This is a genomic window from Butyrivibrio sp. LC3010 (assembly GCF_000424385.1).
In the GTDB taxonomy this organism is placed as follows: domain Bacteria; phylum Bacillota; class Clostridia; order Lachnospirales; family Lachnospiraceae; genus Butyrivibrio.
The window spans coordinates 136,308-159,988 of record NZ_AUJU01000002.1; the positions used below are offsets into that span (position 1 = coordinate 136,308).

The 23,681-nt window shown below is 38.6% G+C and carries 19 protein-coding genes; 2 read left to right on the top strand and 17 right to left on the bottom strand.

The window, feature by feature from the left end; all coding sequences use genetic code 11:
- Positions 1–31: 31 nt before the first annotated feature.
- On the bottom strand, positions 32–724 hold the full coding sequence (locus tag G622_RS0102470; protein ID WP_026509348.1) for a tRNA threonylcarbamoyladenosine dehydratase: 693 nt from the start codon (positions 722–724) through the stop codon (positions 32–34).
- 147 nt (positions 725–871) lie between these two features.
- Here G622_RS0102470 and G622_RS0102475 point away from each other — a divergent pair, with 147 nt between their 5' ends.
- Positions 872–1,237 (top strand): response regulator, encoded by a 366-nt coding sequence (locus tag G622_RS0102475; protein WP_026509349.1) that lies wholly within the window; start codon positions 872–874, stop codon positions 1,235–1,237.
- Between the two features lie 123 nt (positions 1,238–1,360).
- On the opposite strand, the gene G622_RS0102480 is transcribed toward G622_RS0102475, so the two are convergent.
- The 14 genes from G622_RS0102480 to G622_RS24235 form a co-directional block, all read right to left on the bottom strand.
- A complete protein-coding gene (locus G622_RS0102480) occupies positions 1,361–2,623 on the bottom strand; it encodes a saccharopine dehydrogenase family protein (protein ID WP_026509350.1) in 1,263 nt (420 codons plus the stop codon).
- Between the two features lie 10 nt (positions 2,624–2,633).
- Positions 2,634–3,497, bottom strand: a complete 864-nt coding sequence (gene speE / locus G622_RS0102485; RefSeq protein WP_026509351.1) for a polyamine aminopropyltransferase — start codon at positions 3,495–3,497, stop codon at positions 2,634–2,636.
- Positions 3,498–3,555: 58 nt separating this feature from the next.
- Positions 3,556–5,004, bottom strand: a complete 1,449-nt coding sequence (locus G622_RS0102490; RefSeq protein ID WP_026509352.1) for an aminotransferase class I/II-fold pyridoxal phosphate-dependent enzyme — start codon at positions 5,002–5,004, stop codon at positions 3,556–3,558.
- Between the two features lie 256 nt (positions 5,005–5,260).
- The gene (locus tag G622_RS0102495) at positions 5,261–6,496 is read right to left on the bottom strand and encodes a DUF1015 domain-containing protein (RefSeq protein ID WP_026509353.1); all 1,236 of its coding nucleotides are present in this window, start codon (positions 6,494–6,496) and stop codon (positions 5,261–5,263) included.
- Positions 6,497–6,498: 2 nt separating this feature from the next.
- Positions 6,499–7,668 carry a phosphoglycerate dehydrogenase gene (locus G622_RS0102500; RefSeq protein WP_026509354.1) on the bottom strand — a complete coding sequence of 390 codons (1,170 nt, stop codon included), beginning with the start codon at positions 7,666–7,668 and terminating at the stop codon, positions 6,499–6,501.
- Positions 7,669–7,712: 44 nt separating this feature from the next.
- The gene (gene serC, locus G622_RS0102505; protein WP_026509355.1) at positions 7,713–8,795 is read right to left on the bottom strand and encodes a 3-phosphoserine/phosphohydroxythreonine transaminase; all 1,083 of its coding nucleotides are present in this window, start codon (positions 8,793–8,795) and stop codon (positions 7,713–7,715) included.
- 199 nt (positions 8,796–8,994) lie between these two features.
- A complete protein-coding gene (locus tag G622_RS0102510; protein ID WP_026509356.1) occupies positions 8,995–10,488 on the bottom strand; it encodes a L,D-transpeptidase in 1,494 nt (497 codons plus the stop codon).
- A gap of 15 nt (positions 10,489–10,503) precedes the next feature.
- Complete coding sequence (ilvB, locus tag G622_RS0102515; protein ID WP_026509357.1) at positions 10,504–12,189, bottom strand: biosynthetic-type acetolactate synthase large subunit; 1,686 nt, start codon at positions 12,187–12,189, stop codon at positions 10,504–10,506.
- 35 nt (positions 12,190–12,224) lie between these two features.
- Positions 12,225–13,889: a dihydroxy-acid dehydratase gene (gene ilvD, locus G622_RS0102520; RefSeq protein ID WP_026509358.1), complete on the bottom strand. Its 1,665-nt coding sequence runs from the start codon at positions 13,887–13,889 to the stop codon at positions 12,225–12,227.
- Between the two features lie 87 nt (positions 13,890–13,976).
- Positions 13,977–15,620 (bottom strand): ArnT family glycosyltransferase, encoded by a 1,644-nt coding sequence (locus tag G622_RS0102525; protein ID WP_026509359.1) that lies wholly within the window; start codon positions 15,618–15,620, stop codon positions 13,977–13,979.
- Positions 15,595–16,701, bottom strand: a complete 1,107-nt coding sequence (gene leuB / locus G622_RS0102530; protein ID WP_026509360.1) for a 3-isopropylmalate dehydrogenase — start codon at positions 16,699–16,701, stop codon at positions 15,595–15,597. Before leuB ends, G622_RS0102525 begins: the two co-directional genes overlap by 26 nt.
- A gap of 181 nt (positions 16,702–16,882) precedes the next feature.
- Positions 16,883–17,245 carry a preprotein translocase subunit YajC gene (yajC, locus tag G622_RS0102535; protein ID WP_044912737.1) on the bottom strand — a complete coding sequence of 121 codons (363 nt, stop codon included), beginning with the start codon at positions 17,243–17,245 and terminating at the stop codon, positions 16,883–16,885.
- 75 nt (positions 17,246–17,320) lie between these two features.
- Entirely contained in the window at positions 17,321–18,502 is a 1,182-nt protein-coding gene (gene tgt / locus G622_RS0102540) for a tRNA guanosine(34) transglycosylase Tgt (protein ID WP_026509362.1), read from the bottom strand.
- 231 nt (positions 18,503–18,733) lie between these two features.
- Positions 18,734–19,825, bottom strand: coding sequence for a M15 family metallopeptidase (locus G622_RS24235; protein WP_049945650.1), 1,092 nt, complete (start codon positions 19,823–19,825; stop codon positions 18,734–18,736).
- Positions 19,826–20,014: 189 nt separating this feature from the next.
- Between G622_RS24235 and aroC the strand changes: the two genes are divergently transcribed.
- Positions 20,015–21,124: a chorismate synthase gene (gene aroC / locus G622_RS0102550; RefSeq protein WP_026509363.1), complete on the top strand. Its 1,110-nt coding sequence runs from the start codon at positions 20,015–20,017 to the stop codon at positions 21,122–21,124.
- A 264-nt stretch (positions 21,125–21,388) separates the two neighbouring features.
- On the opposite strand, the gene G622_RS0102555 is transcribed toward aroC, so the two are convergent.
- On the bottom strand, positions 21,389–22,471 hold the full coding sequence (locus tag G622_RS0102555) for a lactonase family protein (RefSeq protein ID WP_026509364.1): 1,083 nt from the start codon (positions 22,469–22,471) through the stop codon (positions 21,389–21,391).
- A gap of 125 nt (positions 22,472–22,596) precedes the next feature.
- Positions 22,597–23,679, bottom strand: a complete 1,083-nt coding sequence (locus tag G622_RS24240) for a class II aldolase/adducin family protein (protein WP_049945651.1) — start codon at positions 23,677–23,679, stop codon at positions 22,597–22,599.
- Positions 23,680–23,681: the final 2 nt, after the last annotated feature.

Here is a 23,681-nt window from a genome sequence, read left to right on the forward strand (position 1 = left end):
TTAATCCTCAAAAACTATATATTATCAGTAATTACTCTATGCCTTTTATCAGGTCCTTTACCACCTCACTGGCTATAACAAGTCCGCATGCTGAAGGCGTAAAAGCAGTGCTTCCCGGAAGCCTTCCGGCTTCTGTTTTTATCGGTTCCTCATCTGAATAAACAACCTTTAAACTATCAATATTTCTCTTTTTCAGTTCTCTCCTCATAACCCTGCACAAAGGACAGACACTGGTTTTATAAATATCTGTAACTTTAAATCGTGAGGGATCCATCTTATTTCCCGCACCCATTGCGCTGATTACAGGAATATTTAACTGCTTTGCCCTCATTATTATTTCAATCTTTGCGGTAACTGTATCAACTGCATCTACTATATAATCATATTTTGTAAAATCAAATTCGGATGCATTTTCCGGAAGAAAGAAACAGTTATGAACATTAACCTTTATATTTTTATTAATGTCCAGCATTCTATCCTTCATTACTTCAGTTTTATATTTACCGATTGTGCTGTTTAGGGCGATTATTTGACGGTTTAAATTACTTAATGCTACCGTATCACTATCAATAAGGTCAAATTCACCAATGCCGCTTCGCGCCAGGGCTTCACATACATAGCCGCCAACACCGCCCACTCCAAATACAGCCACATGACTGTCAGCAAGTTTATTAAGCGCTTCTTTTCCTATAAGTAATTCAGTTCTTGAAAACTGAGTTTCCATTTATTTGAAAATCCCTTTCTTTGTTTATTTTTAATTAATAGAATTGTAACTCTTTTTTATTGGATATTGGATGATTTTGTTGTAATAATTATTTATATAAGATTTTTAAATACTTATTAATGAATAACTATACACATGGGGGTTAATATGCGCAAACGTATCCTTATAGCCGATGATACAACATTCATGAGAGAGATGCTAAAATCAGCACTGGACAAAGAAAAATACGAGATTGTTGGAGAGGCAACTACCGGACAGCAGGCTGTAGATCAATATAAAGAGAAAAAGCCGGATCTTTTAATTCTTGATATAAATATGCCTGTTATGAACGGCATAGACGCTCTTACAGGCGTTATGGAATTTGATCCAAACGCAAACGTAATCATGTGTTCCGATCAAAAACAGGAACCCATGATTGTTCTTGCTCTTAAAAAAGGCGCAAAAGATTTTGTAGTAAAACCTTTTATGGCAAGTGATGTCATGCGTGCCCTCAAAAAGATTTTTAATGAATAGATTTCTTTTAGTTAAAGTAAGGGTGATCTCCATTCGGAGAACACCCCTTTTTTATTTCGTATATTTATATCAAGCATCAGATTAGACTGCTTACTATATAGCCCTTCTGCGAATGTAATAGTATCAATCTATAAGAGTAGGATTCTCTTCTACAACCCAGGGAAGACCATACTCATTAAGCATCTCCATGTACGGATCGGGATCAAACTCATCCGTAGTAAATACGCCGGGTTTCTTCCACTGACCTGTAACTACAAGAGCAGTACCTATCATAGCAGGAACACCTGTTGTGTAGCTAATAGCCTGACTTCCAAGCTCCTTATAGCATTCCTGATGATCACATACGTTATAAATATAGATTGTTCTCTCTTTACCGTCCTTGATGCCTCTGAAAATACAACCGATGTTTGTCTTTCCAACTGTTCTGGGGCCAAGACTTGCAGGATCAGGTAAAAGTGCTTTCAAAAACTGAATCGGCACTATTTCGCGTCCTTCGAACATAACAGGACTTGTTGAAAGCATTCCTACGTCTTCAAGGCATCTCATATGATCAAGATAGCTCTGTCCAAATGTCATGAAGAAACGAATTCTTTTTACTTCGGGGAAATTTCTGCCAAGAGCTTCGATTTCTTCATGATGAAGCAGATACATGTCCTTTTTACCAACCTGGGCAAAATCATATTCTCTCTTTATTTCCATGGGCTTTGTCTCAACCCAGTGTCCATCTTCCCAATAGCTTCCGTTTGCAGAAACTTCTCTTAAATTGATCTCAGGATTGAAGTTTGTAGCAAAAGCGTAACCATGATCTCCACCATTGCAATCCATGATGTCAATGTAATGAATCTCATCAAAATAATGCTTTTTTGCATATGCTGTAAATACAGAAGTTACACCAGGATCGAATCCTGTTCCTAAAAGAGCTGTAAGTCCGGCTTCCTTGAATTTGTCAAAATAAGCCCACTGCCAGCTGTAATCGAAGTATGCTGTAAATCCTTTCTCCTTACAACGCTTCTCATATATTTTTCTCCACTCAGGATCATCAGTGTCTTCGGGCTCATAATTGGCAGTATCAATATAGTCAACCTTACATGCAAGGCATGCATCCATTATTGTGAGATCCTGATAAGGAAGTGCAACGTTAAGCACTGCATCAGGCTTATAACTGTTTATTACTCTCTTTATATCTTCTACATCATCTGCGTCAACGGTATCCGTCGTGATTTTAACAGGAGTACCTGCCTTTTCAAGTTTTTCCTTAAGCGCATCACACTTAGAAACAGTTCTTGAAGCTATGCACATCTCAGTAAATACTTTACTGTTCTGTGCGCATTTCTGAATTGCAACCTGTGCTACTCCGCCACAGCCAATAACTAATAATCTGCTCATAATTTCTCCTTTACCTTGACATTGCTTCTTCTTCCTGAAGAAGATCCTCAACATATTTTGGAAGCATAAAAGCTCCTTTATGAAGATGTGTTGTATAATACCATGTCTTTATATTTCTCTCATCCCATCTGTCAGGATTGAAATCCTTTAGAGGATGATACTTTTTGCTGGCAAATCCAAAAAGCCAGTACCCAGCTGGACAGGTGGGTATATGAGCCTGATATACTCTGTTGACAGGGAATACTCTGTATGCCTTCCTGTGCATAGCTCTGCAGCTCTCCTCATCTTCATCATAGAAAGGGCTTCCATGCTGATATACCATTATTCCGTCATCATGAAGTGCCTTGTAACAGCTTCCGTAAAATTCCTTAGTAAAAAGTCCGGCTTCATGTCCAAGAGGCTCTGTTACATCATTTATTATAAGGTCATACATATCTTCGCATTTTCTAAGGAACTTCAATCCATCCTGATAATAGATATGCACTCTGTCATCATCAAGTCCACAGGCGTTGTCAGGGAAGTACTGCTTACATACCTCTACAAACATGCTGTCAGGCTCTACAACATCAATTACCTTGATCTCATCATAGTAGCTCAGCTCTCTGGCCACCCCGCCATCACCTCCGCCAAGTACCAGCACTCTCTGTACCTTTGGATGAACAGCCATGGGTACATGAACAATCATTTCGTCATAAGTAAACTCATCTTTTTCAGAGAAGATAATATTACCATCCGATGCAAGAAACTTACCAAATTCCGGTGAATCAAATACGTCAATCCTTTGAAATTCACTAGAGCCTGAAAATAATTGCTTACTTAATCTGATATTTATTTTCACATTATTGGTATGCATTTCACCAAACCAATAGTCCATCTGTGGCATCTTGTTTCCTCCATTAAATAAACAGACTTAATATATTAAAATCAGAAATCTATTTTAGTACCTGTAATTCTGATATATCTTCACTTTCAGGCCCCTGCATTGAGCATCCTTTTTCCATTGCAGTAAGAATATAATCAAGTATCTCCTCGGTAACTACTTCTCCTGGTGAAATGATAGGTATTCCCGGAGGATAACACATTACTGATTCAGCACTTATTCTTCCAACTGTTTCTTTTATAGGAAGTGATACCTTTTCAGCATAAAAAGCTTCCTGTGGAGTAGCCTTTACTATAGGTGTTACATATTCTGCTGAGAAGAATTCCTGCTCAGGTTTTGCATACAATCTTCTTATATCTGACAATGCTCCTGCAAGTCTCTCTATATCCTGGAGCCTGTCACCGATAGAAATGTACGCCATTACATTAGAAAGGTCACCAAATTCCATCTGAATGTCATATTCATCACGGAGGAGATCATAAACCTCTATACCGGTCAGCCCTACACCTCTTGTATTAACAACAAGCTTAGTCTCGTCAAAGTCATAGATGCTTCCACCATTAATCAGCTCGTGACCATACGCATAATAGCCGGGAATTTCATTAATCTCTTCTCTTGCATATTTTGCCATTGCTGTAACCTTCTCAAAGCTGTCATGGCCATGAAGTGCCAGATTTCTTCTTGAAATATCAAGGCTTGATATCAGAAGATAGCTTGCGCTGGTGGTCTGTGTAAGATTAACTATTCTGCTTATATATCCAATATTTGCATTCTTACCACAAAGAAGAAGTGAGCTCTGAGTCAGGCTGCCTCCCGACTTATGCATGCTTATTGCGGCCATGTCAGCTCCTGCCCTCATACCACACAAGGGAAGGTTAGGTCCAAAATACAAGTGAGTTCCGTGAGCTTCATCAACAAGCGCCTTCATTCCATTCTCATGAGCCAGGTCAACAATTGCCTGAAGATTTGAACATATTCCATAATAGGAAGGATTATTGATTAAAATAGCCTTCGCATCAGGATTCTCTTTGATTGCAGCCTCAACATCAGAAATTTCCATGCCAAGAGGAATTCCTAGCTTGGTATCAACCTTAGGATCGATGTAAACAGGAACAGCTCCACATAAAATAAGCGCATTAATTGCACTTTTGTGAACGTTTCTTGGCATAATGATTTTTTCGCCATGCTTTACTGAGGACAATACCATAGCCTGTACAGCACTTGTTGTACCGTTAACCATTAAAAAAGCATGCTCAGCTCCAAAAGCATCTGCTGTAAGTTCTTCTGCTTCCTTTATTACAGAGACAGGATGACATAAATTATCCAAAGGTTTCATGGAATTAACATCAATTCCAACACACTGTTCACCTAGAAATCTCACTAACTCAGCATTACCACGTCCTCTTTTATGTCCGGGTACGTCAAATGGAACAACCCTCTGCTTTCTAAATCTTTCAAGCGCTTCATACACAGGCGCTTTTCTCTGACGATCCAGATCCAATTACTTTTTCCTCCTCTGTAACCAATAAATGAAATTTATCATAATAAATCGGATGCGGATACCATAAACGCCCCCAAGGACATGTACTAACGGTTTCCAGCTACTCCGTAACCACTAATTATATACGATAGAAAAAGGGCAGCATGCATATTTCGCATGCAGCCCTTCTAAACACTCATTAATCAGGCAAAATAATCTTAGCATAGATGCATTTAATGTCAAGCAAAATAAAGAATCTGTGCAGATTATTCGTAAATTAAATTGTATGGATGAACAAGCCACTTAAAAGCTTAGGTTCAAACCATGTTGACTTTGGAGGCATAAGTCTTCCAGCATCTGCTACAGCAAAGAGCTCATGAATGTCTGTTGGATACATAGCAAATGCTAAAACACAGTCATTATCGCATCTCTTCTCAAGTTCAGATAATCCACGGATTCCACCTACAAAATCAATTCTGGGATCATTCTTGGGATCACTGATATTTAAGAGAGGTGTAAGTACATGGTTCTGAAGAACGCTTACATCAAGCCCCTCTACAGCATCATCACTCTTAATATCATCGTGTGCATTTAATCTGTACCATTTATTTCCCAGATACATTCCGATCTCGCATTTTTGTGAAGGCTTAACCTGTCCGGCTTCCTCCTGAACATCAAACTTCTCGGATATTTTCTGAAGAAAATCTTCCTTAGACATTCCATTTAAATCCTTGATCACACGATTATAATCCATGATCATCAGCTCGCTATCAGGAAACAGTACAGATAAAAAGAAATCATATTCCTTGTTTCCATTAGCGTCAGGATCCTCAGCCCTTCTTTTCTTTGCAACTTTAACCGCAGAAGCGCATCTGTGATGACCATCTGCTATATAGATGCTGTCCATACCCTTAAAAGCTTCAGCTATGGTTTCTATCTCATTATCCTTATCAATAATGAAAACTCTGCTTTTTATTCCATCTTTGGTCACAAAGTCATAAAGGGGTTCATCCTCAGCCTTGACTCTGTTTATCACCTTTCTTATGGAATCATTTTCTCTATAGCATAAAAAGATTGGTCCTGTCTGAGCATCACATGAATCTACATGATGTATTCTGTCAGCTTCTTTTTTTGCAAGAGTATTCTCATGCTTTTTAATAACATTATTATCATAGTCATCTACAGAGCTGCATGCCACGATACCTGTCTGAACTCTGCCGTTCATGGTCTGTTCATACAGATAATAGCAAGGCTTTTCATCATGTATGAAAATTCCATTTTCAATCTTTTCCCAAAGCATATCATGTGCCTTCTGATAAACATCTTCAGCATACATATCATGATCTTCCGGAAATTGTGTTTCAGGTCTGTCTATTGCAAGAAATGACATTGGTTCACGCTCAACCTCAGCTCTCGCTTCCTCTCTGTTGTAAACATCATAAGGAAGTGCTGCAACTCTATCAGCTATGTCTTTTCTTGGTCTATATGCAGCAAAAGCTCTTACGTCAGCCATTTTTATACATCCTTTCTTACTACACGAACACGTATTACATCATCAATGTCCTGGATTTCCTTAACAAGGTCATCAGAAATACTACTTTCAACATCAATAATAGTATAAGCGAAATCACCTCTGGATTTATTTGTCATATTTGAAATATTGTAATTCGCATTTGCAAGTACCTGAGTAAACTTACCAATCATACCTGCAACATTCTTATGGATAATAGCAAGTCTGGGACCTGTGCAAATGCCCTGCTCACAGCGCGGCATATTAACAGAATTCACGATATTACCATTTTCAAGGTAGTCCTTCATCTGTAACACTGCCTTAATAGCGCAGTTATCTTCTGACTCCTCTGTAGAAGCTCCAAGGTGAGGAATAACGATACAATCATCATGACCTGCAGTTACTGTGTTCGGGAAATCAGTTACATATTTTCTGATCTTACCTGAGTTGATTCCAGAAAGGACATCTGTTTCATTGCATAAGATATCTCTTGCAAGATTGAGAATAATAACGCCCTTCTTCATCTTTGCAATTGCTTCTGCATTGATCATTCCCTTAGTATTATCAAGTGCAGGAACATGAATTGTGATTATGTCACATTTCGAATAGATATCATCAACGTTGGTAACGTGCTTTACATCTGATGAAAGGCTCCATGCTGCATCTACGGAAAGATAAGGATCATAACCGTATACTTCCATGCCCAGATTTCTTGCTGCATTTGCAACTCTTACTCCGATAGCACCAAGACCTATGATACCGAGCTTCTTACCAGCAATCTCTGTTCCAGCAAATTTCTTCTTTGTCTTCTCAGTAAGCTTTGCAATTTCAGGATCTCCGGCATTTGCTCTTACCCATTCAACACCACCGATGATATCACGGGAAGCAATAAGCATTGCTGCTATTACCATCTCCTTAACACCGTTTGCATTAGCTCCGGGAGTATTAAATACTACTATACCTTCCTCTGCACATCTGTCTACCGGAATATTATTAACACCGGCGCCTGCTCTTGCAATTGCAAGAAGATTATCAGAGAACTCCATCTCATTCATATTAGCGCTACGGACAAGAATTCCGTCTGCATCATCCACATTATCTACTGCCGAGTACTGATCTGTGAAATTATTTAAACCTACTTTTGCGATAGGATTTAAGCATTTATATTTAAACATTTTGTTTTCCTTTCAATAATTTATTAAGTCAAATTTCTGAAAAATTATGAATTTGCTTTTTCAAATGTTTCCATAAAGTCTACAAGTTTCTGTACACCTTCCTTAGGCATAGCGTTATAAATGCTTGCACGCATACCACCAACTGTTCTGTGTCCCTTAAGACTTACAAGACCATTTGCAGTTGCCTCTGCGATGAATTTTGCGTTAAGGTCATCATTACCTGTAACAAACGGTACATTCATCAGAGATCTGTCCTCAGGTCTTACTGTTCCTTTGAACATCTTGCTGTTATCAAGGAAATCATAAAGAAGCGCTGCTTTCTCTTCATTTCTCTTTTTCATCTCCTCAAGACCACCCTGAGCTTTGAGCCATTTAAACACAAGACCGCACATATAAATAGCCCAGCAGTTAGGTGTATTGTAAAGAGATCCGTTGTCAGCCTGAGTCTTCCATTTAAGCATTGTAGGAACAAAATCAGGAACATCATCTCTGATAAGATCTTCTCTTATGATACTGATTACCAGTCCTGCAGGTCCTACATTCTTCTGAACGCCGCCGTAAATAACACCGTAATCATTTACATTTACAGGCTCAGATAAGAAGCATGAAGATACATCGGATACAAGAATGTGTCCTTTAGTATTAGGAAGCTTCTTGAACTTTGTTCCATAAATTGTATTATTCTCGCAAATATATACATAATCAGCGTCTTCCGGAATATCCAGATCAGAGCAATCAGGAATATATGAGAAAGTCTTATCTGCACTTGAAGCAACTTCGACCACTTCTCCATACTTCTTTGCTTCTGCCATTGCCTTTTTAGCCCACTGTCCGGTAACTATATATGCTGCCTTTTTATTCTGCATAAGGTTCATTGGTACCGCTGCAAACTGCTGACTTGCACCGCCCTGAAAAAATAGAACTTTATAATTATCAGGAATATTCATAAGATCGCGGATATCCTGTTCAGCTGTCTGAATAACCTGATCAAAGGCCTTGGATCTGTGGCTCATCTCATTAATTGACATTCCACTTCCGTTATAATCAAGCATCTCTGCTGCAGCCTGTTTTAAAACCTCTTCCGGAAGTACTGCCGGACCTGCACTAAAATTGTAAACTCTGGACACTGTTTTTTCCTCCTGTGATAAAAAAATATTTGGCAAACACAAATTTAATTTTTTATTTTTTTAGAACTCGAATCTTTGATTTAAAAATAATTTAAATCACAAATATTTTTTTGTCAACTGTATATTCCATAATTAATGTTATTTAATATTTTTAAAAGAAAAAACTCCTAAATTTCATTAGAAATTCAGGAGTTTTAATTTAGTAATAAAGCAATACAGGTACGCCAACTTCAACTTGATTATACAGTTTTTCCATGAGATCAAGTGGTGAATTTATGCATCCATGAGAACCGGAACGTTTGTAAATTTCGCCACCAAATTCCTTTCTCCAGGTGGCATCATGTATCCCTATTCCCTTATTAACACCAAGCCAATAATTTACAAATGAAGCATAGTCAGCACCTCGTAAAATTGTGTGATATCGCTTATTGTAAATGTGGTAAAGTCCTACAGGAGTACCTCTTCCGAGGCCGATATTACCGGTTACAATGTCATACTCAATACAGATTTTTCCATTCTTGTAATATCTAAGATGCTGATTACCCATATCAACAAGAATATATTCCTTACCAAGCTCAGCACCATCCAAAACTAATGATTTATTGGGAAGAGCTATTTCAGACACAGCAGGTCCGGCACCATCAATAGAATTTACGAAATTCTCATATTCCTTATTCTCATCATATAGCTTTCCGTTCTTGTTGCCGCTGACATAAATGAGACCTTTGCCATCTTTCTGATATCTTTCTATACATTGATTTGTATCTATCTCAGCCAGCTTGTCACAGATAAAATCGTATACATTGGAGCAGCTTAAAAGAATATTACCATCTTTATCAGTTACAATATTCTCTTCGACACGATAATCTCTTGGAAACTCTATTACCTTATCACCTGCAATAAAGTAACCATTTCCCGGATTTTCCTCGCTCTTTTCTTCATCAATAGCCTTATCCAACTCATCAAGAGTGATCATCCATTCAGTGATATCAGACGGAGCGGCACTTATTTTATTTTCGGCTATCCTAATCGAAGCATCGTTATTTTGAACTTTATCTATTCTCTCAAACAGATCATAGACCTTCATGTCGTCCTCTGTCGCTTTTATATCATCATAAAAGTCAGATAACGAGCTCACATCAGCTTCATACTTTTTCTGATAAACAGCATCTTTCACAAAATCATAAACTTTACGGAAATTAGCCGTCTTTTCAGAGGATGTTTCCAAATAATATCCGCTATCATTTTTCTTTAGCTGATAATATGGCTTATCTGTTACATCAAACAGATTCCATTCAAGCAATATTTTTTCAAGCTTTTCCTCATCAAAAGAAGGACTGCCCGGGATTTCACGATTCTTTGATATAAATAAATTTTCTCCCCAAATAAATGGATTTTGGGAATCCATTATATTTTTAAGCTCATCATAGTAATCGATACTAAAATCAATAGAATCTGAATTGATGAAGTACTTTTCCCCATCGGCAGCTGAAACAACAATACCATTGTAAAAGGTATTGTTCTTCAGCTCATTATTGGCCTCATTCACTGTCTTACCGGTACAATAAACATGATTGATCCATGTACCGTAAGCAAAGCTTCCGCTGTAGTAAAAGCCCAACAGTAAATATATTGTTATAAAAGAACCCAAAGATAATGCCAGAACTAAATATAAAATTCCCCTCTTCTTCATACCTTATCCGGACAGTTATGCCCTGTCCTTTCCCTCTAAATCTTTCTCATCAAAAGCTTCACTTATTGATCCGCCGGGAGATACCATAGGAAATACCTTCTCATCCGGATCAACTGCAATATCGAGAAGTACAGGACCTTTCGCATCCAGAGCTTTTTTAAGGGCAGGAAGAACCTCATCCTTCTTTGTAACTCTGATTGCCATACATCCAAGTGCTTCAGCAACTTTACAATAGTCCACTTTGTCGGTAAGAATGGTATTTGAATAGTGCTGATTATAATACAAGTTTTGCCACTGCCTTACCATACCAAGAACCTGATTGTTTATAACTACCTCAATCACATGAATATTATATCTGCTGGCAGTTGCCAGTTCGTTCATATTCATTCTGAAGCATCCGTCACCTGCAATATTTACTACAGTCTTTTCAGGCATGCCAACCTTTGCACCAATGGCTGCGCCAAGTCCATATCCCATAGTTCCAAGGCCACCGGAGGTGAGGAAAGTTCTGGGATGCTTGAATTTGTAGAATTGCGCAGTCCACATCTGATGCTGTCCTACATCAGTTGAAATGATAGCTTCACCATCAGTTAATTTATCCAAAGTCTCAATTACATAAGGACATGTAAGAGATTCTTTGTCATAATTAAGCGGGAACTTCTTCTCATATTCTTTAATATGAGCAATCCATTCAGAATGATTCTGCTGGGTAAGCTTATCATTGATTTTCTCAAGCACTTCCTTAAGGTCACCCACTATATAATAATCAGTACGTATATTCTTATTGATCTCTGCAGCATCTATATCAATCTGCAGTATCTTTGCTTTCTTAGCAAAAGTCTTGGCATTTCCTATAACACGATCAGAGAATCTCGCTCCAAGAGTAATCAAAAGATCGCATTCACTGACACCAAAGTTAGAAGTTTTAGTGCCATGCATACCAATCATACCGGTATAGAGGCTGTGATGACCATTAAACGCGCCTTTTCCCATAAGTGTATCGCATACAGGTGCCTGAATTCTCTCAGCAAATGTGAGCAGTTCATTATTAGCACCTGAAATAACAGCACCACCACCGACATATATAAATGGTCTTTTAGCGTGCTCAATCATCTTAACTGCTGTAGCAATATCATCTTCAGTATACTTTAACGGTCTGTCCTTATGAACAGGTTCTGAGAATTTATAATCGCATTTTGCTGCTGTTACATCCTTAGTAATATCAACAATTACAGGTCCCGGTCTTCCGCTCCTTGCAATATCAAATGCTTTTCTTATAGTATCTGCAAGCTGTTTTATGTCCTTAACAATATAACCGTGTTTTGTTATAGGCATGGTTATACCTACGATATCTACCTCCTGAAAGGTATCTTTACCAAGCAACGGCAGATTTACATTACAGGTAATTGCAACCATAGGAACTGAGTCCATATATGCAGATGCAATACCTGTCACAAGGTTTGTAGAGCCCGGGCCGCTGGTTGCAAGGCAAACGCCAACTTTTCCTGTTGCTCTTGCATATCCGTCCGCAGCATGTGATGCGCCCTGCTCATGTGACGTTAAAATGTGCTTTATCTGATCCTGTTGCTTATATAATTCATCGTAAACATTTAAAATTGTTCCCCCCGGATAACCAAAAACAGTATCTACTCCCTGTTCTTTAAGGCATTCCAGTACAATCTGTGCTCCTGTAAGCTGCATTTAAATATTGCTCCTTTTCTCAACCTGCTTTTTTATTATTTTATTTCAAGAATTGCTCCTCTGTTACCACTTGTAACCATCTTTTCATATCTGGAAAGATATCCTGTTGTGATTTTGGGTTCTCTGGGAGTCCACTCAGCTCTTCTCTTAGCAAGCTCCTCATCAGATACCTTCATATCGAGTTTATTGTTATTAATATCGATAGAAATAATATCTCCCTCTTTTACAAGTGCAATCGGTCCCCCAACAGCTGCTTCAGGTGATACATGGCCTATTGAAGCGCCTCTGCTTGCGCCCGAGAAGCGTCCGTCTGTGATAAGTGCTACAGTTGAACCAAGTCCCATACCTGCAATTGCAGAGGTAGGATTAAGCATTTCCCTCATGCCGGGACCGCCCTTAGGACCTTCGTATCTGATAACTACCACATCACCTTCTACTATCTTTCCACCAAGAATTGCAGCGATAGCATCTTCTTCACAATCAAATACTCTTGCGGGGCCTTCATGTACCATCATCTCAGGAACAACTGCCGATCTCTTTACAATGCCGGTATCAGGAGCAAGATTCCCCTTAAGAACAGCGATACCGCCGTTTGGCATATATGGATTATCTATCGGTCTTATAACTTCCGGATCAAGATTATGAACATTCCTTATATTCTCGCCCACAGTTTTTCCTGTGCAGGTTAGCAGATCAAGATGAAGCAGATCCTTCTTTGCGAGCTCGCTCATTACCGCATAAATACCGCCTGCCTCATTAAGATCTTCCATGTAAGTAGGACCTGCAGGTGCAAGATGGCAAAGGTTTGGTGTTCTGTCGGAAATCTCATTTGCCATCTCCATATTGATCTCTATACCTGCCTCATGAGCAATTGCCGGCAGATGAAGCATGGTGTTTGTAGAGCATCCCAGCGCCATATCCATGGCAAGAGCATTCTCAAAAGCTTCCTTTGTCATGATATCTCTGGGACGAATATTATTCTTAACAAGCTCCATGATCTGATATCCTGCCTTTTTAGCAAGTCTTATGCGCGCAGAATATACCGCAGGAATAGTTCCGTTACCTCTAAGGCCCATTCCTATAACCTCTGTAAGACAGTTCATGGAATTAGCAGTATACATTCCTGAACATGAACCACAGGTAGGACAAACCTTTTCTTCAAATTCAGACAGTTCTTCATCAGTCATTTTTCCAGCTGATACACTGCCTACTGCCTCAAACATTGAACTTAATGAGCGTTTTTTACCGTGCACACGTCCTGCCATCATAGGACCGCCTGAGCAGAAAATAGTGGGAATATTTACTCTGGCAGCAGCCATAAGAAGTCCGGGAACATTTTTATCACAGTTGGGAATCATTACCATTCCATCGAAAGCATGAGCCATTGCCAGACACTCAGTACTATCTGCAACAAGATCTCTTGTTACGAGTGAATACTTCATTCCTACATGTCCCATTGCAATACCGTCACATACAGCTATAGCCGGTACGATTACGGGCATTCCGCCAGCCTCGGCAACACCAAGCTTTACTGCCTGTGCAATTCTGTCCAACTCCATATGTCCCGGAATTATATCACTCTGAGAGCTTACTATACCAATAAGAGGCTTTTTCCTCTCTTCAGCTGTGAAGCCAAGTGCATTAAACAAGCTTCTGTGAGGTGCCTGTTGAAGTCCTTCCATTACGCGATCACTGTTCATAAAAAACCTCCTTAATAATATCTTTAGCGGATCCGCTTAAGATAAATCTCTAACGTTCCACAATTTTCATAATTTATACTATCTCTCTTATCTTTTATATAAAACAAAGTTCTCATTCTCATAAAAGATAAAATAGTTAGCATTTACATAGTCCCAGGGTATTGTTTCATAGGTCTGATAAAATTTCCATAAGTCCGGCCCATTATAGCCTTCATACATCATATTTTTATCGACAAGAATATAATCACAATCCGTTATATCATAATTTTCGCAATCAATTCCCCATCCGAATTTAAGCAGAAATTGCTGATCACAATCAATGGCACATATCTTTTTAGCACTCGTGGGATGTGCAATATAGAGAGCGTTATAACAATTGGTTTCTCTTTTGCCGAGCTGATTATGATAATCCGGTCTTAAAATCATTACAACTGACATTACGACCATCATTAAAACAGGTAATGAAACTATAATATTTTTCAGCCCCCTGCTCTTCTCCCTTTTCCTGAGTAAGTATCTTAGCTTTACGCTTAAATGCTCAAGCACAAAAGCAAATGACATGGCAGAAAGAACTCCTGCATAGGAAAATACACGAAAATATGGTAATTTAGCCTGAATAATAAGCATAATAGGATAGCCGATTATATTAAACACCATAAGCAGATTAAAAATTGTTCTGCTGTTTTCAAAATGTCTTATACACTCAAATATCAGAATAATACTTGCGCTTATTATAAAAAAATACGTAACAGCATTTAAACCCGGATAATTATATCCGCATAAGCCTCTTGCCCAATTTAAAAGATTCTGGATATAGCCATTCCTGCTTACACTTTGTATATAAGGCTGAGAGAGCATATAATCAATACCCGTAAAAGAAGCCTTGAACGGATGTGTAAGTATTAGTCTGACATGTGACATACCATAAAATACACTGCTCTCATCCTTAACAAGAAGATTCGATCCAATTGCAAGCCATATAACAAGATAAAGGACAAACACGATCAGCGCGCTGATAAGCCCTGTGATAATACAGTTCTTTAGTATTTTATAATATCTTGAAGTCCAAATCTGACCTCTATTGTCATACGTTCTGTAGCCATTTACAACCAGAAAGAAACCTGCTGCAAGGCATGATGGTATAACCCAGTAAATACTGCTTGGCAATGTGTATAAACCCAGTACCAATGCAGTTCCAAAAGCAATGTAATCAAAAAGCTTAAACTCACCAGATCTGCATATAATCGTCAGCTGCCTTATAGTAATTAGAAAACAGGTCGTTGCAAGAGTATATCCTCTTCCCTGAACCGACATTTCATTAACAAGCATATTGGAAAAATACAAAAGCATAGCTCCATATGCATACCAATCATCAAAAAAACGTCTGCCCAGCCTATAAACAAGAAAAGGGTTTAAAACAGCACAAAAGAAAGATATTCCCCTCAGCCCCATATATGAATTGCCGAATAAGTCGAGTATAGATGAAAGCACTGAATACCCTACGTGATTATTCGGAAGCGGCCAATGAATAGCCGCATATACAGGTCCTCTGCTTATAAAATAATAATATGTATATAATTCATCATACCAGGGAGTCAGATAAGTGGAGCGCCAGATATAGTAAAAGAACATAGCTATCACTGTAAGCACAACCACCATATCTATAGGTTCCTGGGGCAGATAATCATATAAAGTTAAGTCATCTTCAGATTCTTTCGATTCGCGAAGCAATTATATCTCCCATCTTAGAGCATCCACACTTTTTACTCTCATCAATGCTCTCATCACCACGAATAAGATCTACAGTTCTATAGCCATCTTCAAGAGCCTTTTTTACTGCATCTTCTATGCTTTGAGCCTCTTTATCAAGCTTGAACGTGAATTTTAGCATCATAGCTGCTGACAAAATTGTGGCAATAGGATTGGCAATATCCATGCCTGCTATATCCGGTGCACTTCCATGACTTGGTTCATATAATCCAAAACTGGTCTCATTTAAAGAAGCGCTTGGAAGCATACCTATTGATCCGGTAATCATACTTGCCTCATCAGAAAGGATATCTCCAAACATATTCTCAGTTAATACAACATCAAACTGAGAAGGATCCTTAACAAGCTGCATTGCACAGTTATCAACAAGCATATGTGAGAGCTTTACTTCCGGATAGTCTGCTGCTACTTCCTCAACCACCTTTCTCCAAAGTCTTGAGGAATCAAGTACATTCGCCTTATCAACACTTATTACGCTTTTGGATCTCTGCATTGCTACTTCGAAGGCTTTGATTGCAATTCTTCTTATCTCGCTCTCTTTATAAACAAGCGTATCGGTTGCAACAAGCTCACCATCGACTTCTTCAGTTTTCCTGTCACCAAAATACAATCCGCCTGTTAATTCTCTCATAATAAGGAGATCAAAGCCCTTATCTGATGTCTCTGCTTTAAGCGGACATGCATCCTGAAGCTGATCATATAAAAAAGCTGGTCTTAAATTTGCAAATAGATTTAAGGATTTTCGAAGCGCAAGAAGTCCGGCTTCGGGTCTAAGAGACGGTTCAAGTTTATACCAGGGTGAAGTAGAAGTGTTTCCACCAATTGAACCCATCAAAACGGCATCTGCTTTTCTGCAGGCCTCGATTGTTTCTTCAGTAAGAGGTTTACCATAGGCGTCAATAGAAGCTCCGCCCATAAGAACATCAGTAAACTCTATTTCATGGCCGTAAACAGAGCAGACTTTATCAAGAACTTTCTTAGCCTCTGCTACAATTTCCGGTCCTATACCATCACCCGGTATACAGGTTATCCCCATTTTCATATTTTTTCTCCTCTTTAAACTATATGTTTATATTTGACTCATTATGGTCAAATACAAATCTGCAAGTGTGAAAGGTATGCACGCTGGCGGTAACCAACTCCCCATATAGTTACAGCCGGCAAAAATAAAGTTCGCCGGCTGTCCACGTTATAATGCAGACTGAAACCAGTCCTCTTTTAAGTTACTTTTTATCGTCTTTTGAGCTGTCCTTTACAGCATCCTCAGGCTTCTCAACTTCAACAATAGCTTCCTTAACCATAGGAATACGACAGTTCTTGTTATTACCAAATTCAACGATTACTGTAGATGATTCATCATCAATATCAATTACTGTTCCGATGAATCCACCGGTAGTTCTGACACTGTCACCAACAGCAAGCTGGGAAAGAATCTGTGCCTTCTGCTTCTGTTCCTTTCTCTGTGGACGAATCATGATAAAATAAAGTACCGCAAAAATTGCAATATAAACCACAATTATCATAATGCTTCCGGTACCATTTACAGCCCCGGCACTTTCAAGGGCCATTCTGTTCACAAAACTCATATCAACCTCCAAATTACCTTTTATTAAACATATGTAGTATCTTACAATTAATAGCCTTTTTTAACAAGTAACAATTTAACCCTTTTTCCATCCCTTTGCTATATCATAACGCTCAGTCGGCTCCTCTGAATCGTATTCAAGCATTGCATTCAGGGTATTTTTCTTAAAAGCTTTGTAGCAGCCTGCATCCAGGGCGTTTCTTATATCTTCCATAAGATGATTATAGAAATACAGGTTATGCAGAACACAAAGTCGCATACCAAGCATTTCTCCTGCCTTAAGAAGATGTCTTATATATCCTCTTGAATATCTTCTGCATGCAGGACAATTACAACCTTCTTCAATCGGTCTGTCATCAAGCTCATACTTGGCATTCATCAGATTAATATGACCTCTCTTTGTATAAAGATGCCCATGTCTGCCGTTTCTGCTGGGATATACACAGTCAAAGAAATCGATTCCTCTGTCAACAGCTTCAAGAATATTGGCAGGTGTACCAACTCCCATAAGATAAGTGGGTTTATTTTCAGGCAGATGCTCAGTAACAATGTCAAGTACGTGATACATCTCCTCATGGGTCTCGCCTACGGCAAGTCCGCCAACAGCATATCCGTCAAGCTCCATTTCTGATATACGCTTTGCATGTTCTATTCGAAGATCTTCAAATATTGCTCCCTGATTGATTCCGAAAAGAAGTTGATTTTTATTAATGGTATCAGGAAGTGAATTAAGTCTGTTCATTTCATCCTGACAACGCTTTAGCCATCTTGTAGTTCTGTCAACAGACATTTTCACATATTCATGATCTGCCCTGGCAGAAGGACATTCATCAAATGCCATAGCGATGGTTGAAGCGATATGAGACTGAATCCTCATACTTTCCTCAGGGCCCATAAAAAGTTTATGTCCGTCAATGTGTGATCTGAAGTACACTCCCTCCTCTTTAATCTTTCTGTTTTCAGAGAGAGAAAAGACCTGAAATCCGCCTGAATCAGTTAAAATAGGCTTGTTGCAGCTCATAAACTTATGTAGTCCGCCCATTTTATAAATAACATCATCACCGGGACGAAGATGCAAATGGTACGTATTTGAAAGCACAACCTGAGTATCGATCTGTTCAAGATCCTCTGTCGAAACTGCGCCCTTAATTGCTGCAACGGTTGCAACATTCATAAAAACAGGAGTCTGAATGGTTCCATGAACAGTCTCAAATTCTGCTCTTTTCGCCATTCCCTCTTTTTTTAAAAGCTTATACATATAATTCCTTTCGTAAATAGATTTATTATCTTCCAGGGATTTTGAAGGATTATCCTATGCTATAAAAAGGATTTTGTTTGCAAAATCCTCGCGCGCGATCGGTATTGCGAAGCAATTAAATACCTTTCCGCGAGCTGCGCATCCCACGGAGTGCTTTTATCATGTAGGAAATCGAACAGATTTTCCTATATGATAAAAGAAGCTGTCGTATATTATACAACAGCCCCCAAACTAATCATACAAATAATTATCCCAAAATTCTTCCAGACAAAGATTCTCATTATACATAATCGTAGCAGCATCAACACCGACATACCTGAAATGCCATGGTTCATACTCGATACCGGTTATGTTTTCCTTGCCCTTAAGATAACGCACGACAAAACCGTATTTATAGCTGTTATCAGCCAGCCATTTACCTTCTGCCGTATCGCCAAATCCTTCATCAAGATTATAATATGTTCCACATACAATATCAAATGCAAGTCCTATCTGATGCTCAGAAGCCCCGGGAACAGTTACTGCCTGGGATGACGCATTATATGCTTCCATATAAGAAAGTCCTGCTTCAAGATAATTGTTTATTTTTCTTGAAAACAGATTCTCCTGCCTTGCGCTGTCTCTATAGGGAGAACAAATGGCAAGGTTTATACCGTCTGCTGCAGCTGCCTTGAGCAGAGCCTTAAGTGGTGACAATACTCTCTCATCGCATTTCATAGTATCATCAATTTCACCCAGCGGAAATTCATAATTATCCGGAATAGGATGTTGTTTATTTACAAGTATTATTTTCCAATCATCCTTATCGAATTTCTCGTTCTGCTTTTCTTCATTATCTACGTATTCAGAATCTGAAGAATCTTCAAGATTCTCAATATCTCCTGCAAGCAAAAATCCTTCCTTAAGTTCCTGATCTTCCGAAACATTCGTATCTTCTTCACTTAGAATTTTGTCTTTATCAACAGGACTGATCTGCGCAAGTTCTGCCTCAGACTCCGGTAAAACCTCTTCCAGGGAATCAGCTATAAAATACTCCGTGTCTTCATCTTCAGTAAAATCTGTTACAAAGCTGACGTTAAGCCCAATTGCTTCAGGATAAGTAAAACTACTAATAGAAATAAAGAAAAAAAGAATTGACGCTAGACATGTATATCTCTTAGCATTGCTGCAAAAATGAAGTGCTATCCTATACAGTATCAATGCCACTATTGCATAGAACGTACCCAAAAATCTTAAATACTTATGTTTTCTGTTAAAAGTGCGGACATTATCCATGACCTTATCTTTAAAGGTCGGTCCCATCTGTAAATGATTCGCACGCATTCCCTCATAACCTCATAAAATATAATCCAATTACTATTATACCTCTTTATTTCAAATTTTAAATAAAAAATTAAGAATATTTTAAGAAATACCACAATAATTAGAAAAAATCAAGGTTTTTAGTTTGATATAAAGCTTATTCTGTGCCAAAATAGAAAGAACTAATTGACAAAAGGGGAAATGATAATAATGAGCGGTTCAGTTTTCGGTAACAACATAACAATCACAACCTGGGGTGAATCACATGGGAAAGCGTTGGGAGTCGTATTAGATGGCTTTCCTGCAGGAATGCCTTTAAATAAGGCTGATATCCAGGTATTTATGGACAGACGTAAACCCGGATCCTCCGTCGTTACTACTCCCAGGAAAGAGGATGATGAAGTAGAAATCCTCTCCGGAATATTTGAAGGCAAAACCACTGGTACACCTATCTCTCTTATTGTAAAAAACACCTCCCAGAGATCCGGTGATTATTCTGAAATTGCAGAGTATTACAGACCCGGACATGCCGATTATGGTTTTGATGTCAAATATGGCTTTAGAGATTACAGAGGAGGCGGCAGATCATCCGGCCGTGAAACCATAGGTCGTGTCGCTGCAGGCGCAATATGTCAAAAGCTTTTAAAGAAAATTGGAATTGAGGTCACTGCCTACACAAAATCAATCGGTGATGTGGAGGCTGATACTTCTAATATAGATAAATCAGTTGTACTTAGCACTATTACAGCCATGCCTGATGCCAAGGCTGATAAGAAAGCCGTTGAACTTATAAATAATTGCAGAAAAAAGGGTGATTCAGTCGGTGGCGTTATTGAATGTGTCATAAAAGGAATGCCAGCCGGAATAGGTGAACCTGTTTTTAACAAGCTTGACGCCATGCTTTCTCATGCTGTCATGAGTATCGGTGCTGTCAAAGCGGTAGAAATCGGTGATGGCATCAATGCATCAGCAGCCTACGGAAGCCAGAATAATGATTCGTTTTCATTTGATCAAAATCATAATGTTATAAAGAAGACAAACCATTCCGGAGGTATTCTTGGCGGTATGAGTGATGGTTCAGACATTATTCTGAGGGCTCATGTAAAACCCACTCCAAGCATATCCTCTACTCAGACAACAATAAATAGAAGCGGCGATGAAATTGAGGTGAACATAAAGGGACGCCATGACCCTGTTGTGGTCCCAAGAGCTGTTGTAGTTGTTGAGTGCATGTGTGCATTTACAATACTTGATCTCCTCATTTCAAATATGCATTCTAAAATGACATACATAACAGATTTTTACGGTAATGACATTTAAGTGTTACAGTGAACTCTTACTTATCCAACAGTCATGTAGGAAATCCAACGGAATTTCCTACAGAACAAAGAGTCGCTCGCGACTCTTTGCGCGCTGGTGCGCGCAAGCTTTAGCTTGCAAAATTCATCTGCGCACCAGTCGCATCCATAGCGGAGCGCTTTTTATTCAATAGGAAATCCGAAGGAATTTCCTATTGAATAAAAAAAGTGGGCTTTCAACTCAGAAAGTCCACTTTTTATTATCCTTATAATATTATCGAAATCTTTATCTTACCTTAACTCTCTGACCAAGCTTATGGAATATGATACAGTTCGGTCTGTCTACCTCAAGCTCAGGTCCATTCATTACAAGAGTATTGTTGTCAAAATCAACGTTGAAAAATGTCATTGTACTTGATTCCTGATTAAGTGAAACAAGATGCTTATTATCAGGGAACAGGCAAGCGTCCTTAGGATATTCTCCTGAAATAGGAAGTTCAATCTTTTTGGTAAGAAGTCCTGTTTCCTTATCTACCTTGTAAATAACAACATTGTTCTCGCCTGCAACAGAGCTTACAAGATAATTGTAATCATCTGAGAATTTAAGCGCACTGCTGGCTACACCTATTGTGTCCTGCTCATCAGAATTCTGAACTGACTGAATTTCTTCAAAGGAAGGTAATCCCTTTTCCTCAGAATACGTATAAACATTTATGCTGCACTGCTGTTCAAAAACAACATAAAGGAATTTTCCGTCCTTAGAGAACTGCATATGTCTCGGTGATGATTCCTGATCGCAGTGAATCACATCAATATCAGAAATCTTACCATGCTCAGTATCGAATTTGTAAACATTTACTCTGTCCATTCCAAGATCAGCTGCAAGGAGATATTTATTATCCTTGGTCACTTTTATACACTGAACGTGCGGTGTATGATTTCGTCCCGCAATGGTTCCAAGTCCCTTATGGAACTTCTCATCAGTGATCTCACCTATGCTTCCATCATCATTCAGCTTAAGTATTGTTACTTTACCGTCATGATATCCTGCACAAATAAGGAATCTGTCAAACTGATCCATATTTATATAGCATCCGCGCATACCATTAATTGATGCCTTATTGAGAATCGTAAGACTTCCATCATCCTCAATATGATAAGCTTCAACACCGGCATCTGTAATAGAGTAAAGTGTTTCCTTACTGTGTGACAGAACGATGTAAGAAGAATTTGTGATTTTTACTTTCTCCTTCTCAGTCATTCTTCCGTTTTTTACATCAACATCATAGATTCTGATACCATAGTTATCTTTTGATCCTGAAGTGTAGCTCGCAACATAAGCTACATATTTATCATTTTCATTAGCCATATCTGTCACCTCATGTTTAGTTATTTATAGATCCATGAATTCTTCAGAAATTCATAAATCGTATTGGACTAGATTTTTTGAACGCTATTCCTATTGCGCTCAAGAATTCATAGTTTAATTTTATGTTATTTTACAGAATTTGCAAGGACACTATAATTTTTTCTGTAGTTTCTGTTCATCTTGGAACAATCATACAATGAGATAAATCGTCCTTCACCAAAACGCATTACAGCAATATGAGCAATGCATCCTTTATCCAGAACAATTGCCGCAGCTTTCGCGTCATCTTCAGTATTTCCAAGGCAATACGCACCATCGTTATATGCAAAAACCGCATTTATATTTTTCTTTACACTAAGAGGTGTTCCTTCTGATGTGGGAATCCTCAAGCTGGTTCCGATAATCTGAGCAAAATCATCCAAAAGCGGCCTCATATGATTAACTCTTCTGGAGATAGTCATTACAGCCTCTGATTTATTATGAAAAATGTAGGAAATATCAGGTCTTTTCGAATATATCGTCTGATGAATAAGCTTAATTCGTTCAGGCGTATCGCTTCTTTGGTAAACTATTTTACCATCTTCCAGTTTACTTGAAAATCCTTCTTCTACATCATTTGAAATATCAGTCTTACAAATATTAAAGATATATTTCTTTGCAGCTATCTCAAGCTTAAGGGCCTCTTTATAGGCGTCGTTTGCATTATGACCAAATGCAACAATACCGTGATTAGCCATAATTATACTTCTTGCATCGGCATTTTTACTCGATGCCTCTTTTACATTATCTGCAAGCTTTTTAGTACCGGGCAGCGCATATTGTGCCACAGGAAAAACAACTTTCTTCTCTTTATGTTCTGCCTTTAAACGTTTCTTCCCCAGAGCCCCCACACAGGTAGCATATACCTGATGTGTGTGAATAATAAACTCCGCATCATTTCTTATGCTGTAGATTGCTGCGTGAACAAGGCTTTCACTGGAAGGTTTATAATCACCGGTATATGAATTATCCTCTATGGAAACTATAGGTAACATTTCCGGTGTCAGGTCCTCATATTTAATTCCGCTTGGTGTAATGAGATAATGCTTTTCATCAATCTTGGCACTTACATTCCCCCATGTTCTTACTATAAGTCCCTGTTCCAGAAGAGAGAGACAAGTCTCGATTATCTCCTCCCTTAATCTTTGTAATTCTTCTTTTGTCTTCATAA

What these genes read in the sequence shown, in the direction of transcription:
- G622_RS0102500 (WP_026509354.1), bottom strand. Translation starts at nt 7,668, where the DNA reads ATGTTTAAATATAAATGCTTAAATCCTATCGCAAAAGTAGGTTTAAAT.
- G622_RS24235 (WP_049945650.1), bottom strand. Translation starts at nt 19,825, where the DNA reads ATGCGTGCGAATCATTTACAGATGGGACCGACCTTTAAAGATAAGGTC.
- G622_RS0102510 (WP_026509356.1), bottom strand. Translation starts at nt 10,488, where the DNA reads ATGAAGAAGAGGGGAATTTTATATTTAGTTCTGGCATTATCTTTGGGT.
- G622_RS0102475 (WP_026509349.1), top strand. Translation starts at nt 872, where the DNA reads ATGCGCAAACGTATCCTTATAGCCGATGATACAACATTCATGAGAGAG.
- tgt (WP_026509362.1), bottom strand. Translation starts at nt 18,502, where the DNA reads ATGTATAAGCTTTTAAAAAAAGAGGGAATGGCGAAAAGAGCAGAATTT.
- G622_RS24240 (WP_049945651.1), bottom strand. Translation starts at nt 23,679, where the DNA reads ATGAAGACAAAAGAAGAATTACAAAGATTAAGGGAGGAGATAATCGAG.
- speE (WP_026509351.1), bottom strand. Translation starts at nt 3,497, where the DNA reads ATGGACTATTGGTTTGGTGAAATGCATACCAATAATGTGAAAATAAAT.
- G622_RS0102555 (WP_026509364.1), bottom strand. Translation starts at nt 22,471, where the DNA reads ATGGCTAATGAAAATGATAAATATGTAGCTTATGTTGCGAGCTACACT.
- leuB (WP_026509360.1), bottom strand. Translation starts at nt 16,701, where the DNA reads ATGAAAATGGGGATAACCTGTATACCGGGTGATGGTATAGGACCGGAA.
- ilvD (WP_026509358.1), bottom strand. Translation starts at nt 13,889, where the DNA reads ATGAACAGTGATCGCGTAATGGAAGGACTTCAACAGGCACCTCACAGA.
- aroC (WP_026509363.1), top strand. Translation starts at nt 20,015, where the DNA reads ATGAGCGGTTCAGTTTTCGGTAACAACATAACAATCACAACCTGGGGT.
- ilvB (WP_026509357.1), bottom strand. Translation starts at nt 12,189, where the DNA reads ATGCAGCTTACAGGAGCACAGATTGTACTGGAATGCCTTAAAGAACAG.
- yajC (WP_044912737.1), bottom strand. Translation starts at nt 17,245, where the DNA reads ATGAGTTTTGTGAACAGAATGGCCCTTGAAAGTGCCGGGGCTGTAAAT.
- G622_RS0102470 (WP_026509348.1), bottom strand. Translation starts at nt 724, where the DNA reads ATGGAAACTCAGTTTTCAAGAACTGAATTACTTATAGGAAAAGAAGCG.
- G622_RS0102480 (WP_026509350.1), bottom strand. Translation starts at nt 2,623, where the DNA reads ATGAGCAGATTATTAGTTATTGGCTGTGGCGGAGTAGCACAGGTTGCA.
- G622_RS0102495 (WP_026509353.1), bottom strand. Translation starts at nt 6,496, where the DNA reads ATGGCTGACGTAAGAGCTTTTGCTGCATATAGACCAAGAAAAGACATA.